The sequence below is a fragment of the bacterium genome (assembly GCA_016703265.1).
In the GTDB taxonomy this organism is placed as follows: Bacteria; Krumholzibacteriota; Krumholzibacteriia; order LZORAL124-64-63; family LZORAL124-64-63; genus CAINDZ01.
In genome coordinates this window covers 106,481-130,096 of the sequence record JADJCK010000002.1, presented here as the reverse complement: position 1 = coordinate 130,096, position 23,616 = coordinate 106,481, and the positions used below count along the sequence as shown (strand labels likewise).

General features: G+C 67.9%; 17 protein-coding genes. 7 read left to right on the top strand and 10 right to left on the bottom strand.

Features of this window, described 5'->3' with window-relative positions:
* Window positions 1–203 precede the first annotated feature (203 nt).
* Entirely contained in the window at window positions 204–797 is a 594-nt protein-coding gene (locus tag IPG61_04350; protein ID MBK6733309.1) for a hypothetical protein, read from the top strand.
* A 174-nt stretch (window positions 798–971) separates the two neighbouring features.
* Window positions 972–3,482, top strand: coding sequence for a SpoIIE family protein phosphatase (locus IPG61_04345; protein MBK6733308.1), 2,511 nt, complete (start codon window positions 972–974; stop codon window positions 3,480–3,482).
* Window positions 3,483–3,817: 335 nt separating this feature from the next.
* Here the strand turns inward: IPG61_04345 and IPG61_04340 are convergent, their stop codons facing one another.
* Window positions 3,818–4,327, bottom strand: coding sequence for a TlpA family protein disulfide reductase (locus IPG61_04340; GenBank protein MBK6733307.1), 510 nt, complete (start codon window positions 4,325–4,327; stop codon window positions 3,818–3,820).
* Between the two features lie 226 nt (window positions 4,328–4,553).
* Here IPG61_04340 and IPG61_04335 point away from each other — a divergent pair, with 226 nt between their 5' ends.
* Entirely contained in the window at window positions 4,554–6,413 is a 1,860-nt protein-coding gene (locus tag IPG61_04335) for a thioredoxin family protein (GenBank protein ID MBK6733306.1), read from the top strand.
* Between the two features lie 14 nt (window positions 6,414–6,427).
* On the opposite strand, the gene IPG61_04330 is transcribed toward IPG61_04335, so the two are convergent.
* Together IPG61_04330 and IPG61_04325 are read right to left on the bottom strand one after the other, a co-directional pair.
* Complete coding sequence (locus IPG61_04330; protein MBK6733305.1) at window positions 6,428–7,225, bottom strand: hypothetical protein; 798 nt, start codon at window positions 7,223–7,225, stop codon at window positions 6,428–6,430.
* Window positions 7,226–7,383: 158 nt separating this feature from the next.
* Window positions 7,384–8,043, bottom strand: coding sequence for a hypothetical protein (locus IPG61_04325; protein ID MBK6733304.1), 660 nt, complete (start codon window positions 8,041–8,043; stop codon window positions 7,384–7,386).
* 197 nt (window positions 8,044–8,240) lie between these two features.
* Here IPG61_04325 and IPG61_04320 point away from each other — a divergent pair, with 197 nt between their 5' ends.
* Window positions 8,241–8,888: a YigZ family protein gene (locus tag IPG61_04320; GenBank protein MBK6733303.1), complete on the top strand. Its 648-nt coding sequence runs from the start codon at window positions 8,241–8,243 to the stop codon at window positions 8,886–8,888.
* A gap of 166 nt (window positions 8,889–9,054) precedes the next feature.
* On the opposite strand, the gene IPG61_04315 is transcribed toward IPG61_04320, so the two are convergent.
* Complete coding sequence (locus tag IPG61_04315; protein ID MBK6733302.1) at window positions 9,055–9,888, bottom strand: RNA polymerase sigma factor RpoD/SigA; 834 nt, start codon at window positions 9,886–9,888, stop codon at window positions 9,055–9,057.
* 607 nt (window positions 9,889–10,495) lie between these two features.
* On the opposite strand from IPG61_04315, the gene IPG61_04310 reads away from it, so the two are divergent.
* On the top strand, window positions 10,496–12,208 hold the full coding sequence (locus tag IPG61_04310; GenBank protein ID MBK6733301.1) for a hypothetical protein: 1,713 nt from the start codon (window positions 10,496–10,498) through the stop codon (window positions 12,206–12,208).
* A 518-nt stretch (window positions 12,209–12,726) separates the two neighbouring features.
* On the opposite strand, the gene IPG61_04305 is transcribed toward IPG61_04310, so the two are convergent.
* On the bottom strand, window positions 12,727–14,133 hold the full coding sequence (locus IPG61_04305) for a DUF4139 domain-containing protein (GenBank protein MBK6733300.1): 1,407 nt from the start codon (window positions 14,131–14,133) through the stop codon (window positions 12,727–12,729).
* A 189-nt stretch (window positions 14,134–14,322) separates the two neighbouring features.
* Between IPG61_04305 and IPG61_04300 the strand changes: the two genes are divergently transcribed.
* Window positions 14,323–14,709: a response regulator gene (locus IPG61_04300; protein ID MBK6733299.1), complete on the top strand. Its 387-nt coding sequence runs from the start codon at window positions 14,323–14,325 to the stop codon at window positions 14,707–14,709.
* Between the two features lie 42 nt (window positions 14,710–14,751).
* On the opposite strand, the gene IPG61_04295 is transcribed toward IPG61_04300, so the two are convergent.
* A complete protein-coding gene (locus IPG61_04295; protein MBK6733298.1) occupies window positions 14,752–15,612 on the bottom strand; it encodes a tetratricopeptide repeat protein in 861 nt (286 codons plus the stop codon).
* A gap of 112 nt (window positions 15,613–15,724) precedes the next feature.
* Complete coding sequence (locus tag IPG61_04290) at window positions 15,725–16,567, bottom strand: hypothetical protein (protein ID MBK6733297.1); 843 nt, start codon at window positions 16,565–16,567, stop codon at window positions 15,725–15,727.
* A 236-nt stretch (window positions 16,568–16,803) separates the two neighbouring features.
* Between IPG61_04290 and IPG61_04285 the strand changes: the two genes are divergently transcribed.
* A complete protein-coding gene (locus tag IPG61_04285; GenBank protein ID MBK6733296.1) occupies window positions 16,804–17,244 on the top strand; it encodes a hypothetical protein in 441 nt (146 codons plus the stop codon).
* A 142-nt stretch (window positions 17,245–17,386) separates the two neighbouring features.
* On the opposite strand, the gene IPG61_04280 is transcribed toward IPG61_04285, so the two are convergent.
* The 3 genes from IPG61_04280 to IPG61_04270 all read right to left on the bottom strand — a co-directional run bounded on the left by IPG61_04280 (window position 17,387) and on the right by IPG61_04270 (window position 22,735).
* Entirely contained in the window at window positions 17,387–17,950 is a 564-nt protein-coding gene (locus tag IPG61_04280; protein MBK6733295.1) for a zinc-ribbon domain-containing protein, read from the bottom strand.
* Window positions 17,951–18,066: 116 nt separating this feature from the next.
* Window positions 18,067–18,969 carry a M28 family peptidase gene (locus IPG61_04275; protein MBK6733294.1) on the bottom strand — a complete coding sequence of 301 codons (903 nt, stop codon included), beginning with the start codon at window positions 18,967–18,969 and terminating at the stop codon, window positions 18,067–18,069.
* A 40-nt stretch (window positions 18,970–19,009) separates the two neighbouring features.
* Complete coding sequence (locus tag IPG61_04270; GenBank protein MBK6733293.1) at window positions 19,010–22,735, bottom strand: hypothetical protein; 3,726 nt, start codon at window positions 22,733–22,735, stop codon at window positions 19,010–19,012.
* Window positions 22,736–23,616: the final 881 nt, after the last annotated feature.

The window sequence follows — 23,616 nt, the reverse complement described above, 5'->3', positions numbered from 1 at the left end:
GGGTCAAATCGTATATATATTCATTAAATACAACAAGTTAAACAATCATTGCCTCGATTCACGAGAAATTTGCCGAGACAGGTAAAAATTATGCTTCCCATCGCGGATCGTTTCGGGTAGTTTAGCTGAGCAACGAGCAGGAGTTCGCCCGGGCTGTCTCGTCAACAGTTGAGCTACGAGACCCAACACCGTGGGGGATTGTCATGAGGAAATTGCTTCTCGCGCTGTTCATTCTGCCGGCCCTCGCCGGTGTTTCCTATGCCCAGCTGGATCCGGATGACGACGGCATCGGCGTCTACTTCGATCCCTGTGCCTGCAACAACTGCATCTCCATGGATGTCGGCGCGCACCGCGGCTACCTGGTGATCACGCACCCGACCAGCCCCGCCGGCGTGCATGGCTGGGAATGCAAGCTGACGACCACGGGCCCGATCTTCCTGACGAACGTGGGTATCCAGGGCTCCGCGGTCAACGTCGGCCTGCTGCCCGGCGAGTACATCGTCGGCACGCTCGCGCCGCTGATCAACCCGTACACGTACCCGGCCGTCGTGATCGCGGTCCTCGACTTCTACCTGACGGACACCGCGACCCCGTCGCAGTTCTTCATCGACGGCGTGTTCTTCCATTCGCTGCCGGAGAAGGTGCCTGCGTATCTGGACGGCGCGAACATCGATTCGATCAAGGAACTGCGGCAGTCGACCGGCGGCCGCACCTTCCCCGTCGCCACGATCAACGGCGACTGCGCCGTGGCGATCGAGGGCGAGACCTGGGGTGGCGTGAAGGCCCTGTTCCGCTAGTCCCACGATTCCGACAGATCGTTCCCAAGGGGCCCGGCAATGCCGGGCCCCTTTCATTTCCCAGGAAGCCATCCCCCGCCTTCGACCATTGGGATCTCCAGCATTTCGTGGTAGGATCGGGCAGCGCGGCGTGGGACCACGCCGGCCGACAGCCCCCATGCGCGGAGCTTCATTGTGCGGCACCCAGCCGGGCATCGCCAAACCCGCTTCGAGAGCGTGACGCGCACCATCGCGCTGCTCCTGCTGGCGCCGATGATGCTGGCCCTGTCCCTGCCCATCACCTTCCACATTGCCCGTCGCGCAGAATACGGCTTATCCGTCCTCGACCTGCGCGTGCTGCGCGTCGAGCCCGGCGGCCCGGCCGACCGCGCCGGGGTTCGCGCGGAGGATCGCCTGCTGACGGTGGACGGCCGCCCCCTGGCGCGCATGATGGACTACTACGCAGCAACCGCCGGTCACTATCGCCTGGAGCCGCTGGCGCTGCAGTTGCAGCGCGACGGAAGCACCGTGGCCGTCGTCGTCAGGCCGGATCCGCCCTCGCAGGCGGTCATGATCACGCAGTACACGCAGTGGGTCAGCGGCCTGGCGTTCCTGCTCATCGGCTGGTGGGTCCTTTCCCGGCGCGCCGACCCGGTCGCCCGCCACTTCTTCGCGATGTGCGCGATCTTCGCCTTTTTCCTGATCGACATCCCGGACGTGGACCGCATCGGCTACGTCAACGTCAAGTACCACCTGCGCGCGCTGCTGCAGATGCTCCTGCCAGCCTACGTGCTGCGGTTCTTCCTCCAGTTCCCCTCGCCCTGGCGGACCGGCGCCGACGGCGCCGCGCCGCACCGCTGGATCATGATCCCTGCCTGGGTCCTGTTCGGCCTCACCTCGGCAAACGAGATCCTGCGCGGCCAGCGCCCTCACGGTGGCATCGATACCGTCATCGAGACCGTGTCGCTGATCTATATGCTCGCGTGTTTCCTGATCGGTCTCGGCCGCTTCGGACGCGGTGCCTTCCGCCGCGACAGACCCATTCGCCGCACGAAGATGCTGGTGATCCTCACCGGCCTGACTGCCGGTCTGGTGCCGTTCCTGGTGACCATGGCGCTCGGCAACCTGGCCCCAGGTTCGAGCGTGCCCCATCTGCGCTACCTCGGCTTGTCCCTGCTGCTGGTGCCGGCCAGTTTTGCGCTGGCGATCATGCGCTACGGCGCGCTCGACACGGCGTTCGTGGTCCGCATCGGGCTTATCTACGGCTCACTGACGGCGCTCATTGTCGTGTGCTACCTGCTCGTGACGGTCGCCGTCGGCACCTTCCTGTCGACGCAGTTCGGCGTGGACTCGTCCTATGTCCTGGTGCTCCTGGTCGCGGGTACGGCCCTCGTTGTCGCGCCTTTGCGTGAACGCGTGCAGCGCCTCGTCGACCTGGCGTTCTACCCTTCACGACGGGTGAACCGCGAGGCCATTGCCCGCCTGGCGGATCGCCTGACGGGCCTGATCGAGGCCGATTCCGTGCTGGAACACCTGGCTGCGGCGCTCGGCGAACTTTTCCGCCCCCGCTCGTTCGCCATCGTCCTGGCGGCACCGGCCCCCGGCAAGGGCTTCAGCCTGCGGACCTCCTGGCCCGCGTCAACGCCCGGAGCGCCCCAGCTGCCGTCCCTGCCACCGGACGACCCGCTGACCCTCCTCCTCGACCGCGTGCGCCGGCCCGTCTTCTGCGAGGAGCTCGAGGATCTCGGGCCCGGCGGCCGGCCCGACGACCCGTCGTGGCAACTGCTCCGCGGACTGGACGCCTCGCTGCTCGTACCTCTGGTGTCGGGCAACCGCCTGCTCGGCTTCCTTGCCTTCGGACCCAAGGCCGGCGGTCAGCTCTACGGCCAGGAGGATATTGCGAACCTCCAGGCTTTGGCCGTGCAGGCCGGCCCCGTGGTCGAGAGTCGCCAGTTGTACGAGGAACGGCTGCGCGGCAAGCGCCTGGAAACCGAGTTGGCGGTGGCCCGCGGCATCCAGGCGAACCTGCTGCCCGTGGCGCCGCTGGTCACCCCGCACGGCACGATCTGCGGACGCAACGAGCCGTGCCGCACCGTGGGCGGCGATTATTTCGACTACTTCACCATGGATGGCGGTCGCCTCGCACTCGCCATCGGCGATGTCTCGGGCAAGGGGATCCCGGCGGCGTTGATGATGAGTTCCTTGCGCGTCGCCTTCCGGCTGGCTGCCGAGAAAGGCGCCCCGCCGCGCGATGTGGTCTCGCACATGAACCCCGTGGTGGCGTCGCTGGTCGGTCCCAGCCACTTCATCTGCTTCTTCTACGGTGTCTGGGATCCGGCTGCGGGTCTGCTCCGTTACTGCAACGCGGGCATGGATCCGCCGGTGCTCCTGCGCCGGCAGGCGCCGCGCCGCCAGCACCTGCGCAAGGGCGGCCCCGTCCTGGGCGTGGAACCCGAGTTCGCCTATCGCGAAGGTACCGTGGCCCTGATGCCCGGCGACCGCCTCTTCCTCTACACCGACGGCCTCACCGACCAGCGCGATCCGGAAGGCTGCTTTTTCGACAGTGAGCGCCTGCTGGCCCTCGTGGAGGGTGACCTGGACGACGATCCATCGGGCGTCCTCGAACGGGTGTTTGCCACCATCAGTGCGTTCGGCCATCACCACCGCTCAGACGACCAGACAGCTATGCTATTGCAAGTAAAGTAATTAACGTCACGATGCCCGATTCGGCCCCGATATTGCTAATGATTTCCCGGATGCACCGGAGGCCCCTCTCCCAGTCCCTGAGGGAATTTCTCAAGCCGACCCGGCGCGATCCGATCCCTGTGCTGGTGTCCCTTCCGGCCCCAACCGCAGAAAGGGGGGGATCGAGATGGAAACCGGAATCATCGTGCTGGCCTTGTCGTTGCTCGATCTCTTTTGGTGGTTGAGAAAATGATCAGCGCTCTCTAGCCCCTGGCTGCGGGTTCACGCCACAGCCAGGGGTTCTTCTTTTTGTCATCCGTGCGCACCAGGACCATCGGCCTCACCTGCACTCCGCTTCACGACGGCAACAGCGCCTTGACCGCCCTCTCGTACACAGGCAGCGATTGCGACCCGACCCAGCGGCGCTGGATCACGCCATCAGGCCCGACCAGGAAAGTTGTCGGCAACTGCTCGACGGCGCCGAAAGCCGCCGTCAGGTCTCCCTGCGCCTCGAACATCATCACCGGGAAGGGCAGTTGCAGCTTTGCGACGACGTCGCGCACCTTCGCCTCTCCCTCCTGCCCGAGCGCTACCGCGATGACCACCACGTCGTCCGGGTGACTCGTGCTCAGTTCCTTCAGGTGGGGCATCGCGCGAAGGCAGGGGCCGCACCAGGTATCCCAGAAATCGACCACGACAACCTTGCCGCGCAGCGAGGCGGTCGTGTACTCACGGCCGTCCAGCGCCGTCAGCTTCACTTCAGGAAGGGCGGAACCTTCGCGGCCCCCCGCCCCCTTGGACGCGGCCTGCCCGTTCCCGCAGCCGAACAAACCCGCGATACAGACGACAAGGGCGATCGCGACCATGGCTCCCGGCCGCAACCGGCGAAGATCCTGTCCTGCTGAACGCATCTCGACTCCAATGTGGGAAGTGCCAGCCACCTGTCCGGCGCCCGCCGCTGCAGGCGCCGCTGTGTTCCAACCCGACACGCCGGGAACCCGGGCTTGTCGCGCGGCCTATATGGCTTATTCTAGGCGCAACCGAACCCCCAACGCCAGCCGCAAACCTGCGCAGCCGACCCGGGAGAACGCGATGAAGTCCGCCAGAGCCGCCCTTGTTCCCGCCTGCGCCCGCCTGTTCACGATTGCGCTCCTGGCCGCCGCCTTGCCGGCCATGGCGCTGGACCTGCAGGTGACGCCGCGCACGGCGGAAATCGAGCCCGGGCGTGACCTGGTGCTGGACCTCGTCGTGACCCCTGCCGACGACGAATTCCTCGACTCCGGCAGCCTGCAGGTGAAGGTGACCCTTCCCGACGCACCGGGATTCGTCGGTGAGCCGTACCCGCTCCGCGTCACGCCGGGCGAGAACGGTGCGCTCCTGCTCGAATGGGCCGCGCCGGTGCCGGGCAATGCCCCGACCGGTGAACATCGGACCGAAGTGACGGTGACCGGTGCGACCGTCGATGCCCGCGCCCTCAGCGCGACCTGGCAGGGCACCGTCACGGGCGCCTATGGCGAGGGCTGGTCGGCGGATCGCATCCAGAATTTCCTCGACCGCCGCGGCCTGCCGTTCTTCCTGGTCCTCGTCTTCGGCTTCGGCCTGTTGATGAGTCTCTCGCCGTGCATCTACCCGATGATCCCCATCACCCTGGCCGTGATCGGCGCACGCAGCCAGGAAAAGGGCGCGCTCCACGGGCTGGGCCTCTCGGTCACCTATGTGCTGGGCATGGCGCTCGTGTACGCCGTGCTCGGCGCCCTCAGTGCCTCGGTCTTCAGCGGGATCACCGCCTTCATGCAGAGCCCGGTGGTCGTGGCGCCCATTGCCGTGCTGCTGATGGTGCTCGCCTTCAGCATGTTCGGCGCCTTCGAACTCCAGGCACCTGCTTTCCTGCGCGACCGGCTGGCCGGACCCGGCGGCGCGCGCGGCGGCATCTTCGGTGTCTTCGCGATGGGCCTCGTCGCAGGGCTCGTGGCCTCGCCGTGCGTCGGCCCGTTCCTGGCAGCGCTGCTCGTGTGGGTCGCCACGACAGGCAACTGGGTGCTCGGGTTCTTCTCGCTGCTGACGTTCGGGCTCGGCATGGGCATGCTGCTGATCGGTGTCGGCACCTTCCCCGCGCTGCTCGGCACGTTGCCCCGCAGCGGCGGCTGGATGGACACGGTGAAGAAGGGCATGGGCCTGTTGCTGGTGGTCATGGCGTTCTGGTTCGTACGGCCGGGCGCCGTGCTGCCGGCTGCCGTCTTCTATCCCCTGGCCGGCGCCGCCGCCATCCTGACGGCCGTCTTCATGGGTGCGTTCGACCGGCCGCAGGAAGGCTGGGGCTGGTGGCCGCGCACCCGCATGGCCCTGGGCTTGGTGGTCTTCGTGGCGGGGCTGTGGCTGCTCGTCGGATCGTTCCTGGCCCACGGGTTCCTGCTGCCTTCGCCCCTGCAAACAGCAATCGGCCCGGTGGCCGGTCACGGTGAATCGGCGGTCGTTGCCGCGGCAAACGCACCCCGGACTGCCCCGGCGACGATCACGGCGACCGGGAGCGCGACACCGTCGGGAAACGCGCCGGCAACGGCGACCGCTGACGCGGGCAAGGTGGCCTGGGACGTGATCGCAACGGGTGCGAACGCCTCGGCGCGGCTCGAGGCGATCCGCGCTGCTGCGCGCGCGGCAGGACAGCCGGTGCTGGTCGACTTCTGGGCTTCGTGGTGCGTCTACTGCAAGAAGCTGGACAAGTCGGTGTGGAATGATCCTGCGGTCGTCGCCGAGTCGCAGCGCTGGGCGACCGTGAAGATCGACGCCACCGCGACCGACGACGACGAGATGGCCGCGATCAAGGCCGAGTTCCAGGTAACCGGCCTGCCGCGCGTGATCTTCATCGACAGCCGCGGCGCCATCCTGCACGCACGCGCCACGGGCTTCGTGCCGGCGCCGGAAATGCTGGCCCTCATGCAGAGTGTGCGCTGAGGCGGCTGCCCGCCCTACTGGAAGCGCACCTCGCGGCGGCCGCCGATATCGAACACCTTGAGCGGGCCGCCGCCCGGCGTCTCGGTCAACACTTCGAGAACGCCGTTTCCGTCGAGGTCCAGCAATTCGATCTGGCCGAAGAACGGCTCATCCTCCCACTCCACATCGCCGGAGCGGGCATCGACGACCTTGCCCGAGTTGAGCACGACCTCGGCGCTGCCGTCGCCGTCCACGTCGCCGCAGCGGATCTGCGTGGCGGAATACTCGTTGATGCTCGTGAACTGCTTGGTGAAGGAACCGCCGTCCACGTAGACGATGCGCTGGTCGGCGATCATCACGATTTCCGCTGCCGGGTCCTCGTCCACGTTGGCGGCCGTGAAGCACTGCACGATCGCGTACTCACCCGACAGCGATTCCCAGAGCGGCGAGAACTCATCGAGCGCCCACGCGTAGATCCGCGCGGCCGAGGTACGGCACAACAGCGCGTCGTCGAGTCCGTCGCCGCTGAGGTCGGCAACGATCACTTCCTCGGGAATGCCTGCCAGCTGGTTGCTCTTCCAGACCGTGCGGACGCCGCGTCCGTCAGCCTTCAGCACCTGCACTGTGCCGAAGCGTTCGGCGATCGCGAAGAACATGCCCGGCTCACCCTGCAGGGGCTCGAACTGGGCGACATGCTCGAACCGGTCCGCAAGCGCCGCCAGGTCGCGATACTGCCGATAGCTGAGTTCCGACTGGGCCAGCACCGCCCCCGGAATCATGACGGCCAGAAGAAGGATGGACAGGCAGGCCGGGCGCACACGGGAAGTGGCCATGCGGGACTGCGAAAGCGGGCCCATGCGAAACCTCGCGGGCGCTGCCCGGCAGCGGGCGCGTCGGAAGAGCGTGGTGGAATTCACTGACCCCGGGAGTATAGACGATCCGTTCCCGCCAGCCAGCAGGTTTCCCGGCGCTCTACCAGGGGAAACGGCAACTACCAGGGGAACGGCAACCCGGCCCCGACCAGCACGGACCAGGTCGACCAGTCGACACCGTCCTGGCGCAGCAGGCGCAATTGCCCCTTGGCGAGCAGCAGCCAGCCTCCGTCGAAGCGCCATTCCTGCCCCGCCTCCAGCACGAGCGACCAGTACTTGAGCCCCGGCGCATCACCGGAGGTTCCGGGCCAGGCGCTGGTGGCGCCGAAGCCGCCGCCGACGAAGGGCAGGATCGAGGTGCCGGTGCCGCCGCGCTCGGCCAGGTAGCGGCGGAACAGGAGGTCGGCCGAAAGCAGGCGACCGCCGTTCCCCAGGGAGAAGCGGTCAACCTGCAACACGAGCCCCGTGTTCCAGTCATTCAGGAAATCCAGGAAATCAGCGGCCGCCGGCGGCCGGAAGATAACCGAACCGCCGTAACCGAAATTCCCCTGCTCATGGGAGAACGTGCCGCCGAACGACAGGTGCCCGCAGATGAACGGCGGCTCGCCCTCGGGTCGGTTCAGGCGGCTGACCGGGGACGACAGGCGGCGATTCGTCTTCTGGTCGCTCCCGGCCCGACCCGCCCCGAAGGCCGTCCCGGGCATGGACGTCCAGAGCAGGACCAGCGCCAGGACGACGGCCAGTGGACGCGTGGTGCGGGTAAGGTCGGCAGACGACACGGGACTTGTCCTTTCGGCCCGCGCCGATTCCGGCGTCGCGGGACAGACGGAGTTTGCAATCCCGATGCCAACCACAGATTTCCTCCCGTGAGGCAACCGCTTGCCTGCCAATCATCTGCACGTTAGGATGCCGGCATAGCGCCGGGCCACGCCCCCGTGGGTGAACGGTTTCGGGCCGCCTGCGGAAAGGACGGATCGTGACGGACCAGTCGACCTTCGAGCCCGGGCTGCCGGACAGCGTTCGGGTATTGGCCGGCCCCGGCCAGGGGGAATTGACGGAACAGCGGTCGCGCTTCCTGGCTTTCGCGTTCCCGGCGCCGGACGAAGCTGCGGCGCGCGAGGCCATCGCCGGGGTGGCGCGGCGCTACCACGATGCCCGCCACGCCTGCAGCGCCTGGCGCCTGGGCCACGGCCCGCTCCCGCTCGAACACCGCAATGACGACGGCGAGCCATCGGGCACCGCCGGCGAGCCGATTCTCGCAGCCATCCGCAAGCGGGACCTGACCGATTGTGTCGTCGTGGTGGTCCGCTATTTCGGCGGCGTCAAGCTCGGCACCGGGGGGCTGGCGCGCGCCTACGGCGGCGCCGCGGCACTGGCCCTGGACTCCGCGCCGGTTGCCGACCTGCCGCTCGGGCGTCGGTTCCGGCTGCGGTACCCGTATCCGCTGCGGCGGGTGATCGAGCACCTGCTCCACGCCCGTGGCGGACGCACCGAGACCGAGGACTACGCGGTGGAAGTCACCTGGGAGGTCTGGCTGCCCCATTCCGGGAGCCGTGGCTTCACTGCGGCGGTCTTCGAGGCGACCGCCGGCGCAGTCACGGCCGAGGAAATCACGCAGGCCTGATCCCGCGCTCGGGAAACGCGGCTGGCAAGAACGCGGCTGGAAAAAACGGGGACCCTGGCCACTCGGCCAGGGTCCCCGCGCTTCGCTCGTCTTCCCGTCATCCGGTCGTCCTGTCGGCCCGCTGTCCGGTCAGCCTCACCGGAACGATCGGACCCTCCGCGCGCCCTCAGACCTGGCGGTCCTCGGCGTAGTCCTGCATGTACTTGAAGGTCTTGCTGGTCCTGATCTTCTCGAAGGCCTCTTCCTTGATCTGCCGGATGCGCTCACGCGTCAGGCCCATGATCTGGCCGATCTCCTCGAGCGTCAGTTCCTGGTCGGTGCCCAACCCGTAGTAGAGCTTGAGGACCTTGGCCTCACGGTCCTTGAGGTCGCAGAGCATGCGCCCGATGCTCGAATTCAGGTCGTCGTCCAGGACCTTCGAGTCCGGACCTTCGCTCGCCGTGTCTTCGAGGAAGTCGAGGTACGTGCTGTCCTCGTCGTTGCCCACGAAGTCATCCAGGAAGAAGTTATCCTGCATGAGGGGCAGCGTATCCTTGACCTCTTCGACCGACAAGCCGAGGAACTTCGCGATCTCCTCCGGCTCCGGCTTGCGACGCAGCTTCTGCTGCAGCTCGCTGCTGGCCTTCTTGATCTGGTTCAGCACACGCGCGCGATTCAGCGGCATGCGCACGATCTTGCTGTGGTTCGCCAGCGCGGCGAGGATCGACTGCCGGATCCACCACACCGCGTAGGAAATGAACTTGAAGCCACGCGTCTCGTCGAAGCGCTGGGCGGCCTTCAGCAGGCCGAGGTTGCCCTCGTTGATCAGGTCCTCCAGGGGCACGCCGTAGTGCGCGTATTCCTTGGCGATCGAAACCACGAAGCGCAGGTTCGCCTTCACGAGCTTGTGCAGGCTCTCGTTGTCGTTCGCGTGGATGCCGCGGGCCAGTTCGCATTCCTCGTCACGGGTCAGCAGCGAGTACGCCTTGACCTCCTGGAAGTACAGGTCGAGGTTGCTCATCAGCTGGGCAGCGGGAGCCGCCTGCTCCTGGGCGGCACGAGGGCCCCGCTTGGCCTTGGCGCGCGCCCGCGGGGCGGCCTTGACCGCCACGCCCTTCTTCGCCGCTGCCGCCGCCGGAGCCGCCTTCGCGCTCAACGTGACGGCTGCCTTCTTCGTCGTCCGGACCTGCTTGACAGGCTTGGCCATGATTGCCTCTCCATCCGCTTGGCTTTTGGGTCGCCGGCAGTGGGGCCGCGCTTCCCGTGGCGTCCCGGCGGGCAGCGCCGGGGAGCGTGTTTCTTTTGTGACCTGAGCCCCTCTATACAAGTTGTATACCAGCCGCATCATTTCCGGGCATGTTTGTTCAGTATTGTAAGTGTCACCTTAACAATCTGTTACATCGACATCAGGACACGTTAAGCGAAGGCTGGAAACGTTTTCAGGCGACTTTTGACAATTTGGCAAAAGCAGCCTGCGTGCTGTCGCCAGATTGTCAAGAAGGTGTAAGCACCGGCTCCCCGGCTGGTGCGACGGCCCGGCCCCTGTTAAGGTTGCCGCGGCTCTTTCCAGACAAGGCGGCGGTTCGATGCGTCCAGACCCGGCTCCCGGCCCCCAGGGGCGAAGCGAAGTGAAGGCGTCCCGCACCGTCAGCGGCGACCGCGCCGTGCCGCGTCCGGAGATCGCCCTGCCAGGCGACCCGGCGCGGGGTGTGGTGCTGCAGGGCATCGTCGTGGCCGCCGTGCTGACCGTTGCCCTGCTGCTGGCCTGGCATCCCCTCGAGGACCTCGACATCTGGTTCCACCTCCGCGCCGGCACCGACCAGCTCGCGCACGGCCCCCTGCCTGCACTCAACCAGTACAGCTTCACCGAGCCGCGCCATCCGTGGCTGAACCACGAATGGCTGTTCCAGGCACTGGTGCATGCGACCGCATCACATGACGCCCTGCCCGCGGTTGACGCCGCAGGCTGGAACCTGCTGCGCACAGCACTGGCTGGCCTGCTGGCGCTGCTGCTCGTCCTTGGTGACGGCGGCCTGGCGCGCCTGCAGGGCCGCGCGGACGGGACTGCGGCGCCGGGAACCGGACTGGTGCTGCTTGCGGCCCTCGGGCTGCTGTGGCCGCGGCTCATGCTCCGGCCTGAATTGCTGTCGTACATCGCCATCGTCCTGCTCGTGCGCTGGACCGAGGGGCTCGGCACGGAAGTCGCGCGCGATGGACTCGGCGCCCTGCGGCCGCGCCGATGGCTCGACCCGCGAACAAGTGCAGGACGTGTGTGGTGGCTCGTGCTGATCTGGGCCCAGGCACATGGCTTCTCCTCGGTGGCCCCGCTGATCGTCGGCATCGGCCTCGTCGGCGGCACCGCCGACGGACGGCTGCGCCGGCCCACCAGCGCGGCCTGGCGGGCAGCGGGCCTCGGCGTGTTGGCCATGCTCGTCGCGTTGCTGGCCACCCCCAACGGGTGGCAGGGGCTGGTCTTCCCGTTGCGCGCGATCGGCCAGTTCCGCGGCGCGGATGCCGACCTCAGGCGCACTGTTGCCGAGCTGACCCCGTTGCTGGCCAGTCCGGATGCGCTGCACGCGACGATCCTGTTGTTCAAGCTTAGCCTGATCGCCGGCGTGCTGCTGGCCGTCACCGGCTGGCGGCGCATCGGCCTGCTGCGACTGGTGCTGTGGGCGGCGACGGCCGCGGCGGCCTTCGCCACGCAGCGGGCCCTCGGCCCCTACGCTGTGGCCTTCGCCCTGCTCGGAATGCGCTACGCACCCTCGTTGCCGCTGGTCAGCGTTCCGGTGGCGAGACTGTCGTCGCGCGCCCGCGTGGCCTGGGCCGTCGGCATGGCGACGGCTGTGGTCGCGGGCGCCGCCTGGTGGACGCAGGGCATCGTGAGCAACGGCTTCTACCTGGCCGAAGGCGTCGCCCGCCGCTACGGCGACGGACTGGCGACTGCCCAGTACCCGCTGATCGCGGCCGGGCGCCTTGCCGGGAGCCGCCATCGCGCGTGTTCGCGAACCTGGGCGCGAGCGGCCTGCTGCTCGGCACCACGCGGGCCGAGCTCTGCATCGACGGGCGGACCGAAGCCTATTCGCCGGCGCTGTGGCGGGAGTACCTCGAGATCAAGCGTGGCGGCGACCAGGCCCTGGCGCTGCTCGACGCGCGCCATGTCGACCGCGTGTGCCTGGCCGGTCCCGACGGCGCCTTTGCGACGCTGGCCCGTGACCTCCTCGCCTCGCACCGCTGGCAACTCGAGAGCGCCGAAGGCGCCGGCCTGCTCCTGCGCCGCGAGAGCCTGCCCCCTGGCCCCGACGCGGCGCCGCTGCAGGAAGCCGCCAAGAGAAGCGAACTGATGCGCGCCGCCCGCGCCCAGGAACAGGAAGCGCGCGACCGGGGGCTCAGCGCTGCCCGCGCCGCGGATGCCCTGCTGGCGGCCGCATCCCTTCACGGACTGGCCGGCGACACAGGATCGCAGCGTACCTGCCTGGAGCAGGCCGCGCAGCGCGCGCCGCGGCACGGTTTGGCCCAGCACAACCTCGGCAACCGGTTGCTGGCTGAAGGCAGGTTCGACCTGGCGCTGGAACGCTTCAAGGCCGCGGCGGCAGCCAACCGGCGCCTCGGCGGCCCGCGGCTGAACGCAGGGGTCTGCCTCATGCGCATGAACCGCCCTGGCGAAGCCGCGCGGTGGTTCGAGCAGGCCACCCGGCTGGACAATGGCGGCTTCGAGGCGTGGGCAAACCTGGCGATTGCCCGCAACGCCGCGGGGGGACCGGGCCGGGGCGCTGTCGGCCATCGACCGCGCCCTGGTCCTGTCCCCCGCCAATGCCCGCCTGACCGGCCTGCGCGACAGCCTGCGCCGGTCCGGCTCCGCTCAGTAGCGTACGTCGACGCTGTAGGTCAGTACCGTCTCGCCTTTCGCCGGCACGGGCACGGCGAACGACAACGTCGACGCATCGACCTTCCTGGCCGGCAGCGACGACGTCTGCACTTCCCAGAAACCGCCCACCGGCTCGATCACGTCGACGGTGACGGCTTCGCTCTTGTGATTGCGGATGGTGATCGAGAAGCTGTGCCGGTAGAGATCCTCGGCCAGCTTGCGGCTGTCGGTGCGCACGCGCTCGACCACGATGTCGAAGGCGTTGCCGATGCGCAGCTCCACCGTCTCGTCGACGGGCGTGTGCTTGATGCGGTCCTCGCCCAGCAGCTGGCGGCCGCCGCCCGACGAACGTCCATACACCCGCATGACACCGGCCGGCAGCGGCTTGCCGAGGCCGTTCTTCTGCGTATTCGCCCACGAATAGAACACCTCGACCGCCGGTGCGTCGTCGAGCCGGCCCATACCGCGGAAGAAGTACGTTTGTCCCGTTACCCGGTAATGGCGCTGCACACTGAGGCCCGAAGCCTCGAACAGGCCGATCTGCTTGATCTGGTTGTCGAGAAGCGTGGTGGGGTTCTGCAGCGTGTACAGGTGGTAGTCGTAGAGCTCTTCCTCCACGAAGGCGTTCCCGGCGCGCGAGACCTTGGCCATATCCATCGCCATCAACATCTCGGGTTGCGGCCGCACCTGGTTGACGTCGCCGGCCACCAGCAACAGGCGCGCACCCTCGAAGGAACCGCCGCTGCGGTTGTCCACCGACACCCAGGACTGCAGGTCACCGCGCTTGCCCGCCTCGTCGAGTTGCAGCACATAGTCAGCCTGCCAGGACATCCCCTGCGTCACGTACGAAGCCTCGATGTCCAGCGTGCCCTTCCTGGCGCTTTGCGCCAGCCAGGCCAGTGTCGGACGATCGCGGAGGTTTGCCGGCAGTTCCGGCAGGGCCAGGCGGCCGGGCACGTCGAACACGATCTCGTTGCCGACCCGGAACACCGGACCGCCGCTCATGCCGAGGAGCGTCCCCTGCACGCGCGTGCCGTCCTCCTGGATCCAGGCCACGTCGCGCCCGACGTACTTCTCGAGGATCCGTTCGCGCGAAAGCAGGTCGAATTCGTAGTTCTGCTCGAGCAGTTCGAAGCGCCCGTCCGCACCGCCGGTGACCAGCAGCGTGACCGGGCTGATCCTGGCCGGGACGTCACGGAACTCCAGGCGGACATCGCCCGCCGGCAGGTCGACGGTGCGCGTCTCCCGCACCAGGGCCATGTCCTGGTTGTAGACCGTCACGTCGACGCCGCGCCGGGCGCCGGCACCGCTGATGACGGGTCCCGCAGCGTCCGTCGCCGCTGCCGCAGCCGTCGCCAGGGCCGACAGCATGAGGCCCAAAACCGTCCATTTGCGCAACATCCGGCAAACCTCCTGAAAATGCGGCCACCTGCCCGCGCCGACGCGACACTCCGTGGTAAAGTCGGTCCCCGATCCGTCGATCATGGCCGAGTCCGGGAATGATCATTGCCCGAGCCGCCGCGCCGCCGAGCGTCGGCAACGGCTTCCGGTGAACAGCGGAACGCCTGTGGCGTTCCCGCGGAGGATCCTGTGAGCCACGCCGTCCTGATCGTCGATGACGCCGAATTCACGCGCAGCCAGCTGTGCGACATCGTCCACGGCCTGGGCTGGACGGTCGTCGCCGAAGCCGGCGACGGGGCTGCGGCGGTAGCCCTTCACGCGAAGCTCCGGCCCGACCTGGTGCTGCTCGACATCACCATGCCGACGATGGACGGCAACGAGGCACTGGTCGCTATCCTCGCCGCCGACCCCGCAGCCAAGGTCGTCATGATCACGGCGCTCGGCCAGAAGGACCAGGTCCTTGCCGCGATCAAGCTGGGCGCCCGCGATTTCATCATCAAGCCGTTCGACGACGAACGCGTCTCGGCGACGCTCACGCGCCTGCTCGGCGCGGCAGTGCCGGTCGGCGCCGCCTGACCCCTACCGAAGCCCTGTCCAATCCTCTGGATTTCCGGCTGCTCAGGCCGTCCCGCGCTGTTCGCGGGCCGCGCGCGCCTGGCTGTAGTGCAGCCGCGCTTCCTGCGGCATGCCCAGCGCGTCGCAGGTCAGGGCCAGCTGGTAGTGCAGGCGCCCGTCCTCGGGCGTGAACTCGAGCGCCTTCTCGAGCGCCAGCCTGGCTTCCTCGTAGCGCTGCAGCTTGTGCAGGCAGGAACCCAGGTAGAACGGCACCCGCACCAGCCGCGGGTCGAGCCGCCAGGCGGCCTCGAACCGCTTGCAGGCGTCGGCGTACATGCCGCACTTCATCTGGCACAGCGCGGCGTAGTACTGGCCGCGCGTGAATCCCGCGTCACAGCCCAGGGCACGCTCGAAGCACTCGAGCGCGCGCAGGTATTCGGCGGCCCCGTAGTGCACCAGGCCGAGGTTGTGGTAGCCCTCGGCATCGGGCTCGATCGCGATGGCGGATTCGAAGGCGCGGATGGCCTCCTGTGAGCGACCGGCTTCGGCGTAGATCGCACCGAGGTTGTGGAAGGCCACGGCGCTGCCGGCGCCCTTCTGGGTGGAGCGGCGATACCAGAGGACCGCCTCGTCGCGACGCCCCTGGCGATCGCAGCAGACGCCCAGGTTGGTCAGGTAGGCGTGGGCATCGGGTTCAAGTTCGACGGCCCGGCGAAAGACCATCTCGGCGTCGCCCACCAGGTCCAGCTTGAGGAGCACGCAGCCCAGGCGATAGAGCCACTCGTGCCGGGCAGGCTCCTGCTCCAGGGCCAGTTCATAGGCCCGTCGCGCCTCGTCCAGGCGGCCGGCATTCTCCGCCCGGCGCCCGTTCTCGAAACAGGCTGCCGCCGGCGGGGATGTCGTTGCCCTGAGGCTGGTTGTCACGATCGCGTGGTGTCATCAGCGGAATCTAGCTGCAGGGCGCGCGGCGGTCAATGGCCGGCTGCAGGGCATGGGCAGGCATCGCGCGACGGGGCGCAGCCACGGGCGCCGCTGCCTAGAGCGGCGACTCGTCGTCGATCTCGACCTCGAGCAGCAGGCGTACCGGCGTGCTGCCCTGCAGCAGACGACGCGGGATCTTCACCGGCACGATCACCGTCGGCCTCAGTTCGTGGTAGATGGCATCGCTGAGGGCCCGGGTCGATTTCCCGACCTCCGAGCCGGGCAGCGGCGGACCGTAGTCGAAACCGAGCGTCGTGGACGGGGCCGGCCCCGGTGCCGGGGCAGCGGGCCGCTCGGGCGGCGGCGGCGGCGCCGACGCAAGGGCGGCCGCGGCCGGGTTCGACGCCAGGTGGTTGACCGTCAGGCCCAGGACGGCCTTCAGCGTCTCGCGGGCCCCGTCGCCGTTGGCCGCATTGGCCGGGAACGACAGCAGGCCCCAGGGATTGAGCAGGCTCTCCAGGCGATCCACCGGCAGCGTGTCGGGCCGGTCACGCCGGTTGTACTGGATCACGATGGGGATCCGCATCAGGTCGAGGTCCCACGACTCCAGCCACGCCTTGAGCGATTCGAGGGCGGACAGGCTCTGGTCCAGCATGGCCGCGCTCGAGTCGACCACGAACACGATGCCGTCGAAGGGCGGCCGCGCCTCTCGCCCGGCCGTGCGCAGCCGCTCGCGCCCCGCGTCGACTGCCTGCACCAGCACCTGCCAGTCGCCCTGGGCGCCGTGGCGGACGCGGAAGGCGATCTGCCGCTCGGGGTCATCGGTGGCCAGTGCCAGCCGCTGCTCCGGCGGGATCGACCGGTGGATGACGCGCAGGTTGGCGCGCTTGCCGGCGCTCGCGGGCCCGTAATAGAGCACGCGACAGGTACGGCTGGCTGTGAGCTGGGTGGTGGCCACGACTTCCGTCCTTGGTGATCACCGGCGCTGGCAAACCCGCCGGGGCGGGCGCGAACACCCATGCGAAGCAAGGGATGTGCCACGAAACGACAAGTATCTTCTTGTCATTTCATCAGATCCCGCTCCCTTCCCGGGAACGGGCAAGCATTTTGCAACATCGCCCGGGAATTACAGGGCACTACGGCGTCCTGCCCGGTCGGGCCGCCACCGCCAAACCACCGCCCCGGGAGCACTTCATGACCACGAACACCGACAAGATCCTCAAGACGATGTTCGCACGGCTGCTGCAGATCGAGATCGACGATCCGCTCCTGCAGAAGCTCTGCGCGGTCATCGACAGCGTGACCGAACGGGTGGGCGGCAATTTCGACCTCGAGACGGTGCAGGGGCAGAATACGTTCCGTGCGCTGCTGTGCTCCATGGTGGTCCACGGCTGGGGCAACGGCATGCACCCCTACCACAACCCGGCAGCCAACCAGGACGGCAACCCGGTCGAGGTGCGCGTCAGCAAGGACATCCTGATGTCCATGCTCGACCTGCAGGCGCTCCGCTACGTGAAGAAGGACTCGCAGGGCCGGGTCAAGCAGGCCCTCTTCGAACCGGATCACAACGCCCGCGTGCGGCAGCAGATCGACGACATCCTGGCGGAAATCAGCCAGGACAAGTGGACTTCCTGACACCGGCGCCTTTCGGGACCGGGTCACCCGCCCCACGGGACGCCGTGAGACGAAACGGCCGCCAGCCACGAAGGCAGGCGGCCGTTCCGTTGAAAAGCGCGATGCGACTAGAAGACGTTCCGGCCGTCGGCCAGGATCTCGTTCAACGCATCGCGGAAGTAGTCCGTCGAGCCGGCCACCTCGGGCGTGACCTTCTCCTTGTAGAGCTCCCACGACTTCTTGATCTCGGGCCCGAGGGCGTCCAGCAGGTTCCCCTCGGCCAGGGCCCGCTCGTAGACCTCGCGGTTGTAGACCTTAATGTCGGAAACCAGCGCGCGCGCCAGCATCTCTTCCTTGCTCCGGCGGCGACGCGCGGTGGCGGGCTGGTCCATGACCGCGGTGCCCGACGGCGCGGGCCCGCGGACGACCTCGGCGGCCGGCGTGCGGGTCGCGGTGACCGGCTGCGGGCGCGCCGGCGCCGGCGGGGCGCGGTGCGGCTCGGGTGCCGGGCGCACGGGCTGGCGGGATTCGACGTGGACCTCGGGCGCATGGGTCGCCGGCGCCTGGAATGACGGCGCCTGGGCCGCCGCTTCCTCACTGCGCGAACGGTGCCGTCGAGCTGGAAAACGCCGCGGCAGGACGGGCAGCGGACGCGGATCTTGCGGTGCGGCACGCGGTCGGCTTCCAGGCGGTAGCGCGCGTGGCAATCGGTGCACGTGGTGATCATGTACCCGCTCCTTATGGGTGACTCGGAACCCGTCATGAGGCACGACAGGTTTCGGCCGCCGCGGGTCGGCATTTAGCGCAATTTCGCGCCGCGGTTCCCGGGAACGATACTGGCAATCAGGGTCGGTAGACGAGGTCGGTCACCAGCCGCCCCACCTGCCCGAGGGTGGCTGCTGAGCAGCGCTCGGGGGTGTCGTCGGCGGTGTGCCACTGAGGGTAGTCGAAATCGATCAGGTCGACCGCAGGGATGCCGGCCATGAGGAACGGCACGTGGTCGTCGAAAACGGCGCGCCCGGGCACGGCTTCGAAGACCGTGAGCCCCAGCGAGGCAGCACGGGCGAACACGGCGCGGGTCCATTCCGGGGCCCGCTCCAGTGAATAGGCCTCCTGCGGGATCCGGGCGCCGGCCTCGCCGACCATGTCGAGCAGGACCAGGCCGCGCGGGTATCCCTCCGCCAGGGGGCTGCCGAAATCCCCACGCGTGGCCACGAGATGCCGGCTGCCGAGGCAGAAGCCTTCGATGTCGTGCGCCGCGCCCGAGTCCTCCGCGTCGAAGAAGAGCAGGTCCACGCCCTGCGGCGGCGGCGTGCGCCCCAGCAACTCGATCAGGTGCAGCAGCACGGCCGTCCCGCTGGCGCCGTCGTTGGCGCCGATGACCGGCTGCTTGCGCCGGGCGGCGACCGGGTCACGGTCGGCCCAGGGGCGCGTGTCGAAATGGGCGCCGAGCCACAGGCGCTCGCCCCCGGACGGCCCGGCCGAAACGACTAGGTTGCAGGCCTCGATCGCCGATCCGCCGGGGCCCAGCGGCACCTCGAAGCAGACCGGGACGACGCGCAGCCCGGCCTTGCGCGCCGCGGCTTCGATCAGGCGCCGCAGTTCCAAGTTGCCCGGCGAACCGGGCGTGCGCGGTCCAAGGGCGCATTGCTCGCGAATCAACTCCAGGGCACGCTCGCCCGAGAACCCGGGAACAACAGGGCCCGCCGCAGCGGCAGTGCCGACGCCGATGGTCGTCATGATCACGCACACCACCCCGGCAAGGGTTGCGGAAATCAGCCGGTGCCTAGAAGACAAAGGTGGCCTCCACGCCCAGGCCGAGCGTCGTCTGGGTCTGGTCGGTGGCGATGTTGGCGTTGCGGCTGAACTTGAAGCGCATCGCGCCCGTCAGGTTCCGGGAAATCTGGTACGTGAACCGGGGCTCGACGCTGATGCGCTTCGTCCCGGTCGGAGCCGTGGCTGCCAGTCCGGGATTCTCGCGCTCCGTGCGGTCGGACTGGTAGGAGATGTCGACGTCCATGTTCACGTTCTGGCTGGCCCCGGGCTTGTAGAGGCCCATCTTCGCCAGGAAGCGCTCGGCACGGAACTGGTGGCGCAGCTGCAGGCCGTAGCGCGACTGCGTCGTCGAGGTGATCACGCCGTTGCCCCGGGCATCGTCCCACTTCAGGTTCGCATTCAGGGTCGCCGAGAGCCCGCTCGGGAAGGTGAACGACCAGCGCGGCTGCAGCGTCGTCGAGATCGTGGGGTTGTAGACGGTCTCCGTGTAGTTGTTCACGGTCAGTCCGCGCTTGTAGCCGACGTTGAAGCTCGACGAGCGGAACCAGCCCTCGCCTTCCTTCTTGCCCCCGCCGAGCAGGCCCCACTTCTCGATGCCCGACAGGCTCAAGGTCACGTCGGGCCAGTCCTCGCGCCGGTTTTTCGACTCCGAGCCCACCTGCTCCCGCCGGCTGTCGGTCTTGGCATACTTGAAATCCAGTGAGAGCGTGCGCGTGACCTTCATCGACGTCGCCAGCGACAGTGTTTCCTGGTGGTCGAACGAACTGGCCGCATAGCGCGATTCGTCGGAGTCGATGTCCGAAGTGAAACCCGCCTGGTACCAGAACGTGGCCTGGTCCAGGAGGCGCGCGTAGCTGCTGTTGTCGCGGGTGGTGAACGTCACCTTCAGGGCCTGCGTGTTGCGCAGAAGCGACAGGACCGGTTCCACCAGCGACCGCGGCCCGAACCCGCCGCCTCCACCCTCCACTGCCTGCTCGGCCGGGACGACTTCGCCGTCCAGGCGCTGCCGCTCGCGCTCGAGTTCGAGCCGCTCCTCGGCGGCTGCCAGCAGTTGCTCCTCTTCGCGGCGCTGCCGTTCCTCGGGAGTCAACAATTCGTCTTCGGCGGGCGGCACCGTCGGCGCGACGGAGGCGCCCGCGGTCGTACTGTCGGCCGGCGTCGTACCGCCGGGCGGGACGTCGGGCGTACCGCCGCCGGGGCCCGCACCGGGGAACCCGCCCTGGGGCCGCCGCGAGTTCTGGCCTTCCAGCCGGCGCTGCTGATTCACCATCTGGTCGCGCTGGCCGGCACTGTACTTCTGCTCCGGGAACAACGCCTTCACCGCATCGCCGATCGGCACGCTCAGGCGCAGGTCCCAGTTCGCCGAGTTGCTGATGCTCCGGATGTCGTCCGGATCGCCGGGCTGCCGCAGGGCCGGATCGTGCACGTCGTTGAAGCCGCCGCTGTACTGCAGCGAAGGGTTCACCTTGTCCAGCGTCTTCATGAACAGGCGGGCCGGCGCGAACAGGAGCCCGGGGGGAATCTTGACGCCCTTCGGGGTCGAGAAGGTGATGCGGAGGTCGTAGCTGCGCCGGTTCTCCTCGCCGATGTTGACCCCGAACCGTGTCTGCTCACGCAGCAGGTCGCGGTCGGAGTTGGCGCTGAAGGCCATGTCCATGACCGGCAGCGGCGCGTAGTCGAAGGAGCCGGTCAGCTTCCCGGTGCGCTTGCGATCGACCGGGCGCACGGTTTCCACGCCCGTGTCGGTGATGGTCGTCGAGGCGCCCTCGCTGGCGGCAAAGCTGGCGCCCAGCGCCACCTTGCGCGGCACCAGCGAGATGCTCTTCAGGATCGGGACGCGCCCGACCACAGGGTAGCTGGCCAGCGAATAGGCCCCGGGAATGCGCAGGTCGAAGTTGAGGCTGCCCTGCAGGCTCTTGCTGCGGCTGCGCAGGAGCGGCCCCTCGTTCGAATCGCGCGACCCGCTCATCTGCAGCGACCAGGGATCGACCAGGTAGCGCAGCAGCACCGCCTTCGCCGGCGTGTGGTTGAGCCGGGCGGAGACCTGTTCACGGGTGCTGATCGAGGTCATGGCGCCGAGCAGGTCGTTGTCGAGGATCTCGATATCGCTGTTGGCCACGTACCGGGGCTGGTCGATCGTCTGGCGGCGGCTGCCGCTGACCGGCAGGCGGAATCCCGCCAGGGGCACGTAGTCCTCCAGGTTCAGGCTGTTCGCCACGCTCCATTCCTCGTGGTCGATGCCCGAGCCGACGCGCTTGTCCAGCCCGTGGAACGTGTCGTCGTTGTGCTTCCAGTCGAAGTCGACCTTGAAGACATCGGCCATGTTCAGGCGCAGGCCGGCCCGCTGCGCCATGCCGTTCTCGCGCTTGATGCCCTCCAGCCGCACGTCGTTGATGTACAGGTACCCGCTCGCCGGCGTGGTCAGGAGGTTGTTGGCGACGGCCATGTAGTAGCGGCGCACGCGCCTCAGGTCGGGCCGCCCCACCACCCGTACGCGATACTCCTCGCCGGTCTCCAGGTCGGCCAGTCGCGAGTGGACGGCGCCGTCCTCGCGCAACTCGCCGTTCTTGGCGTTGGACAGCTCGGCCAGTCCGACCGACATGCGGCGCCAGCCCGTTTTGGACCCGCTGTCGCTGAACCGGTAGGCCACCTCGTAGTAGTTCAGGGTGTCGGCGCCGACGCGGAACAGCAGGTCGAGGTCGGCCGTGTCGTGCGACGGGTTGTACCAGTACCACGACATGTTGCGGTAGGCGGTGTAGTCGTCACCGCGCGGCGAGACCTGCTTGCTCACGCGCATCATGTGGCCGCGCTCGAGGTCCTGGTAGTTGAGGACCAGCGACTGCTCCTTGTCCGGGATGTTGTTCTCGCTATGGACCGCGAACGGCGGCGGATAGTCCGGGTTCTCCTTGTTGTTCACCTCGCCGAGGAAGAACTCCTCGTCCGGCAGCCGCTCGCCGGGGCTGAGCAGGATTTCGCCGTCGATGCGCCGCACGCCTTCCCGCTCCCAGCGGCTGCCGAGGAATCGCAATTCCGAGATCTGCAGGTGCATGGCCGCGGGCGCCGTCGGGCTGTCGTTCTCGTACCAGATGCGCGCGTGCGTGACCGCCTTGATGTCGGGCGGCGCGTTGCCCTCGACCTGGTCGATGGCCGCCAGCGGGATGCGGTACTTGCGCCAGGCGATATTCCCGGCGACCAGGTCCGCGACGTTGTCGTAGTCCTGGACGACATCCACCAGCGGTTCGGTATCCTTCAGGTCGATCGTGACCGTGAAATAGCCGTCGGTCCGGTCGAGGTTGCCGTTCGCGTTCAGGTCCTCGGTGTCCTCGCGGTTGTTGCGCGAGGTGTTGTTGATGCGCGGATACGGGGAATCGCCTTTGTAGTCGTAGTCCGCACTGTACAGCAGGGCTTCGGCTTCGCTGCCGGACAGCCCGATGTCCTCGGTGGATTGCCAGACACCGTCCCCGATCCCGTCCTCGCCAGGATGCCGTCCTCCTTCTCGTACTCGCCGACCACGAGACCGCCGGCGCCGTCGGAAGGCCAGTAGCCGTCCTCTTTGATGTAGCCGAAGTCGATGTGCAGGCGTCCTGAGCGCGCCGTCGGTTCGCGGCGACCTTGTCGTTGATCCATACCTCGACGAACTGCGACTTCGACAGGTCCAGCCCGGTGCGGCTGATGCCGCGCATGATGCCGCCCCAGTTCCCCGTCTGCCAGGTCCCGTCCGCGCGCAGGTACAGATCCATGGCCGTCTGGGTCTCGTCGCGCTCCTGGTTCACCAGGTCCGGGTTCAGGTACCGCCGCAGCACCCGGTCCTTCGGCAGGAACCAGCGTATCGTCTTCACCCGATCCGTGGGCGCGAAGGTCCGCGTATCTGGATTGTCGCGCAGCCACTCGGCGCCCAGTTGCGGCACGCTGGCGTAAGACCAGCTCAGGCGATTGAGGCTGACCATGTCCGAAGCGTCGACGCCCTCGAAGTCCTCGAGGTAGACGAGCCCCTTGGTGTTGGGATTGGGCTTGCTGATCGCCAGTTCGCCCGAGAACTGCACCGTGCTCTCGCGCTCCGAGTCGTTACGGCTGAGGAAATTCGCCACCTTCGTGAGGAACGTGGGCTTGAACGTGTGCTGGACGTTGAAGTTGCCGACCAGGTTCTTGCTCGGCTCCTCGCCCAGCTTGGCCTTCTCGCCGACGATCGACTCGCTCTGGTACAGCCAGGTGGTGGCTATCTTGCTGTCGCGGCCGAGGTCGTAGCCGAGGCTCAGGCCCATCAGGCTCGTGTTGCCGCCGCCCAGGAAGGGCGCGTACTGGTAGTCGACGCCGATCTTGCTGTCGGCAGAAAGATTCGCCGCCTCGCCCTTGAGCTGGATCTCGCCGAAGGTGTAGTCGATCTCGTAGTCGACGTCGCGTGTCAGGGTACGGCCGTCGAGCGTGACCGTCTCGGAGCCCTCCTCGATGTTCGAGGCGCCGAGGTTGAAGCTGCTGGCGGCGGCGGCGTGCGTGGCGATGATCTCGAAATGGGCGTAGTCCGGGAACTGGGTCGCCTGGGTGTCGACTTCGTACAGCAGGCTGTCCTGCGGGTTGTCGGCCAGTCGGCTCTGCGCCCAGACGAAGTCGGCCGACCCG

Bases quoted from the DNA above. Each gene is read 5' to 3' on its own strand.
- IPG61_04350 (MBK6733309.1), top strand. From the start codon at position 204: ATGAGGAAATTGCTTCTCGCGCTGTTCATTCTGCCGGCCCTCGCCGGT.
- IPG61_04340 (MBK6733307.1), bottom strand. From the start codon at position 4,327: ATGGTCGCGATCGCCCTTGTCGTCTGTATCGCGGGTTTGTTCGGCTGC.
- IPG61_04335 (MBK6733306.1), top strand. From the start codon at position 4,554: ATGAAGTCCGCCAGAGCCGCCCTTGTTCCCGCCTGCGCCCGCCTGTTC.
- IPG61_04285 (MBK6733296.1), top strand. From the start codon at position 16,804: ATGACCACGAACACCGACAAGATCCTCAAGACGATGTTCGCACGGCTG.
- IPG61_04305 (MBK6733300.1), bottom strand. From the start codon at position 14,133: ATGTTGCGCAAATGGACGGTTTTGGGCCTCATGCTGTCGGCCCTGGCG.
- IPG61_04280 (MBK6733295.1), bottom strand. From the start codon at position 17,950: ATGATCACCACGTGCACCGATTGCCACGCGCGCTACCGCCTGGAAGCC.
- IPG61_04315 (MBK6733302.1), bottom strand. From the start codon at position 9,888: ATGAGCAACCTCGACCTGTACTTCCAGGAGGTCAAGGCGTACTCGCTG.
- IPG61_04330 (MBK6733305.1), bottom strand. From the start codon at position 7,225: ATGGCCACTTCCCGTGTGCGCCCGGCCTGCCTGTCCATCCTTCTTCTG.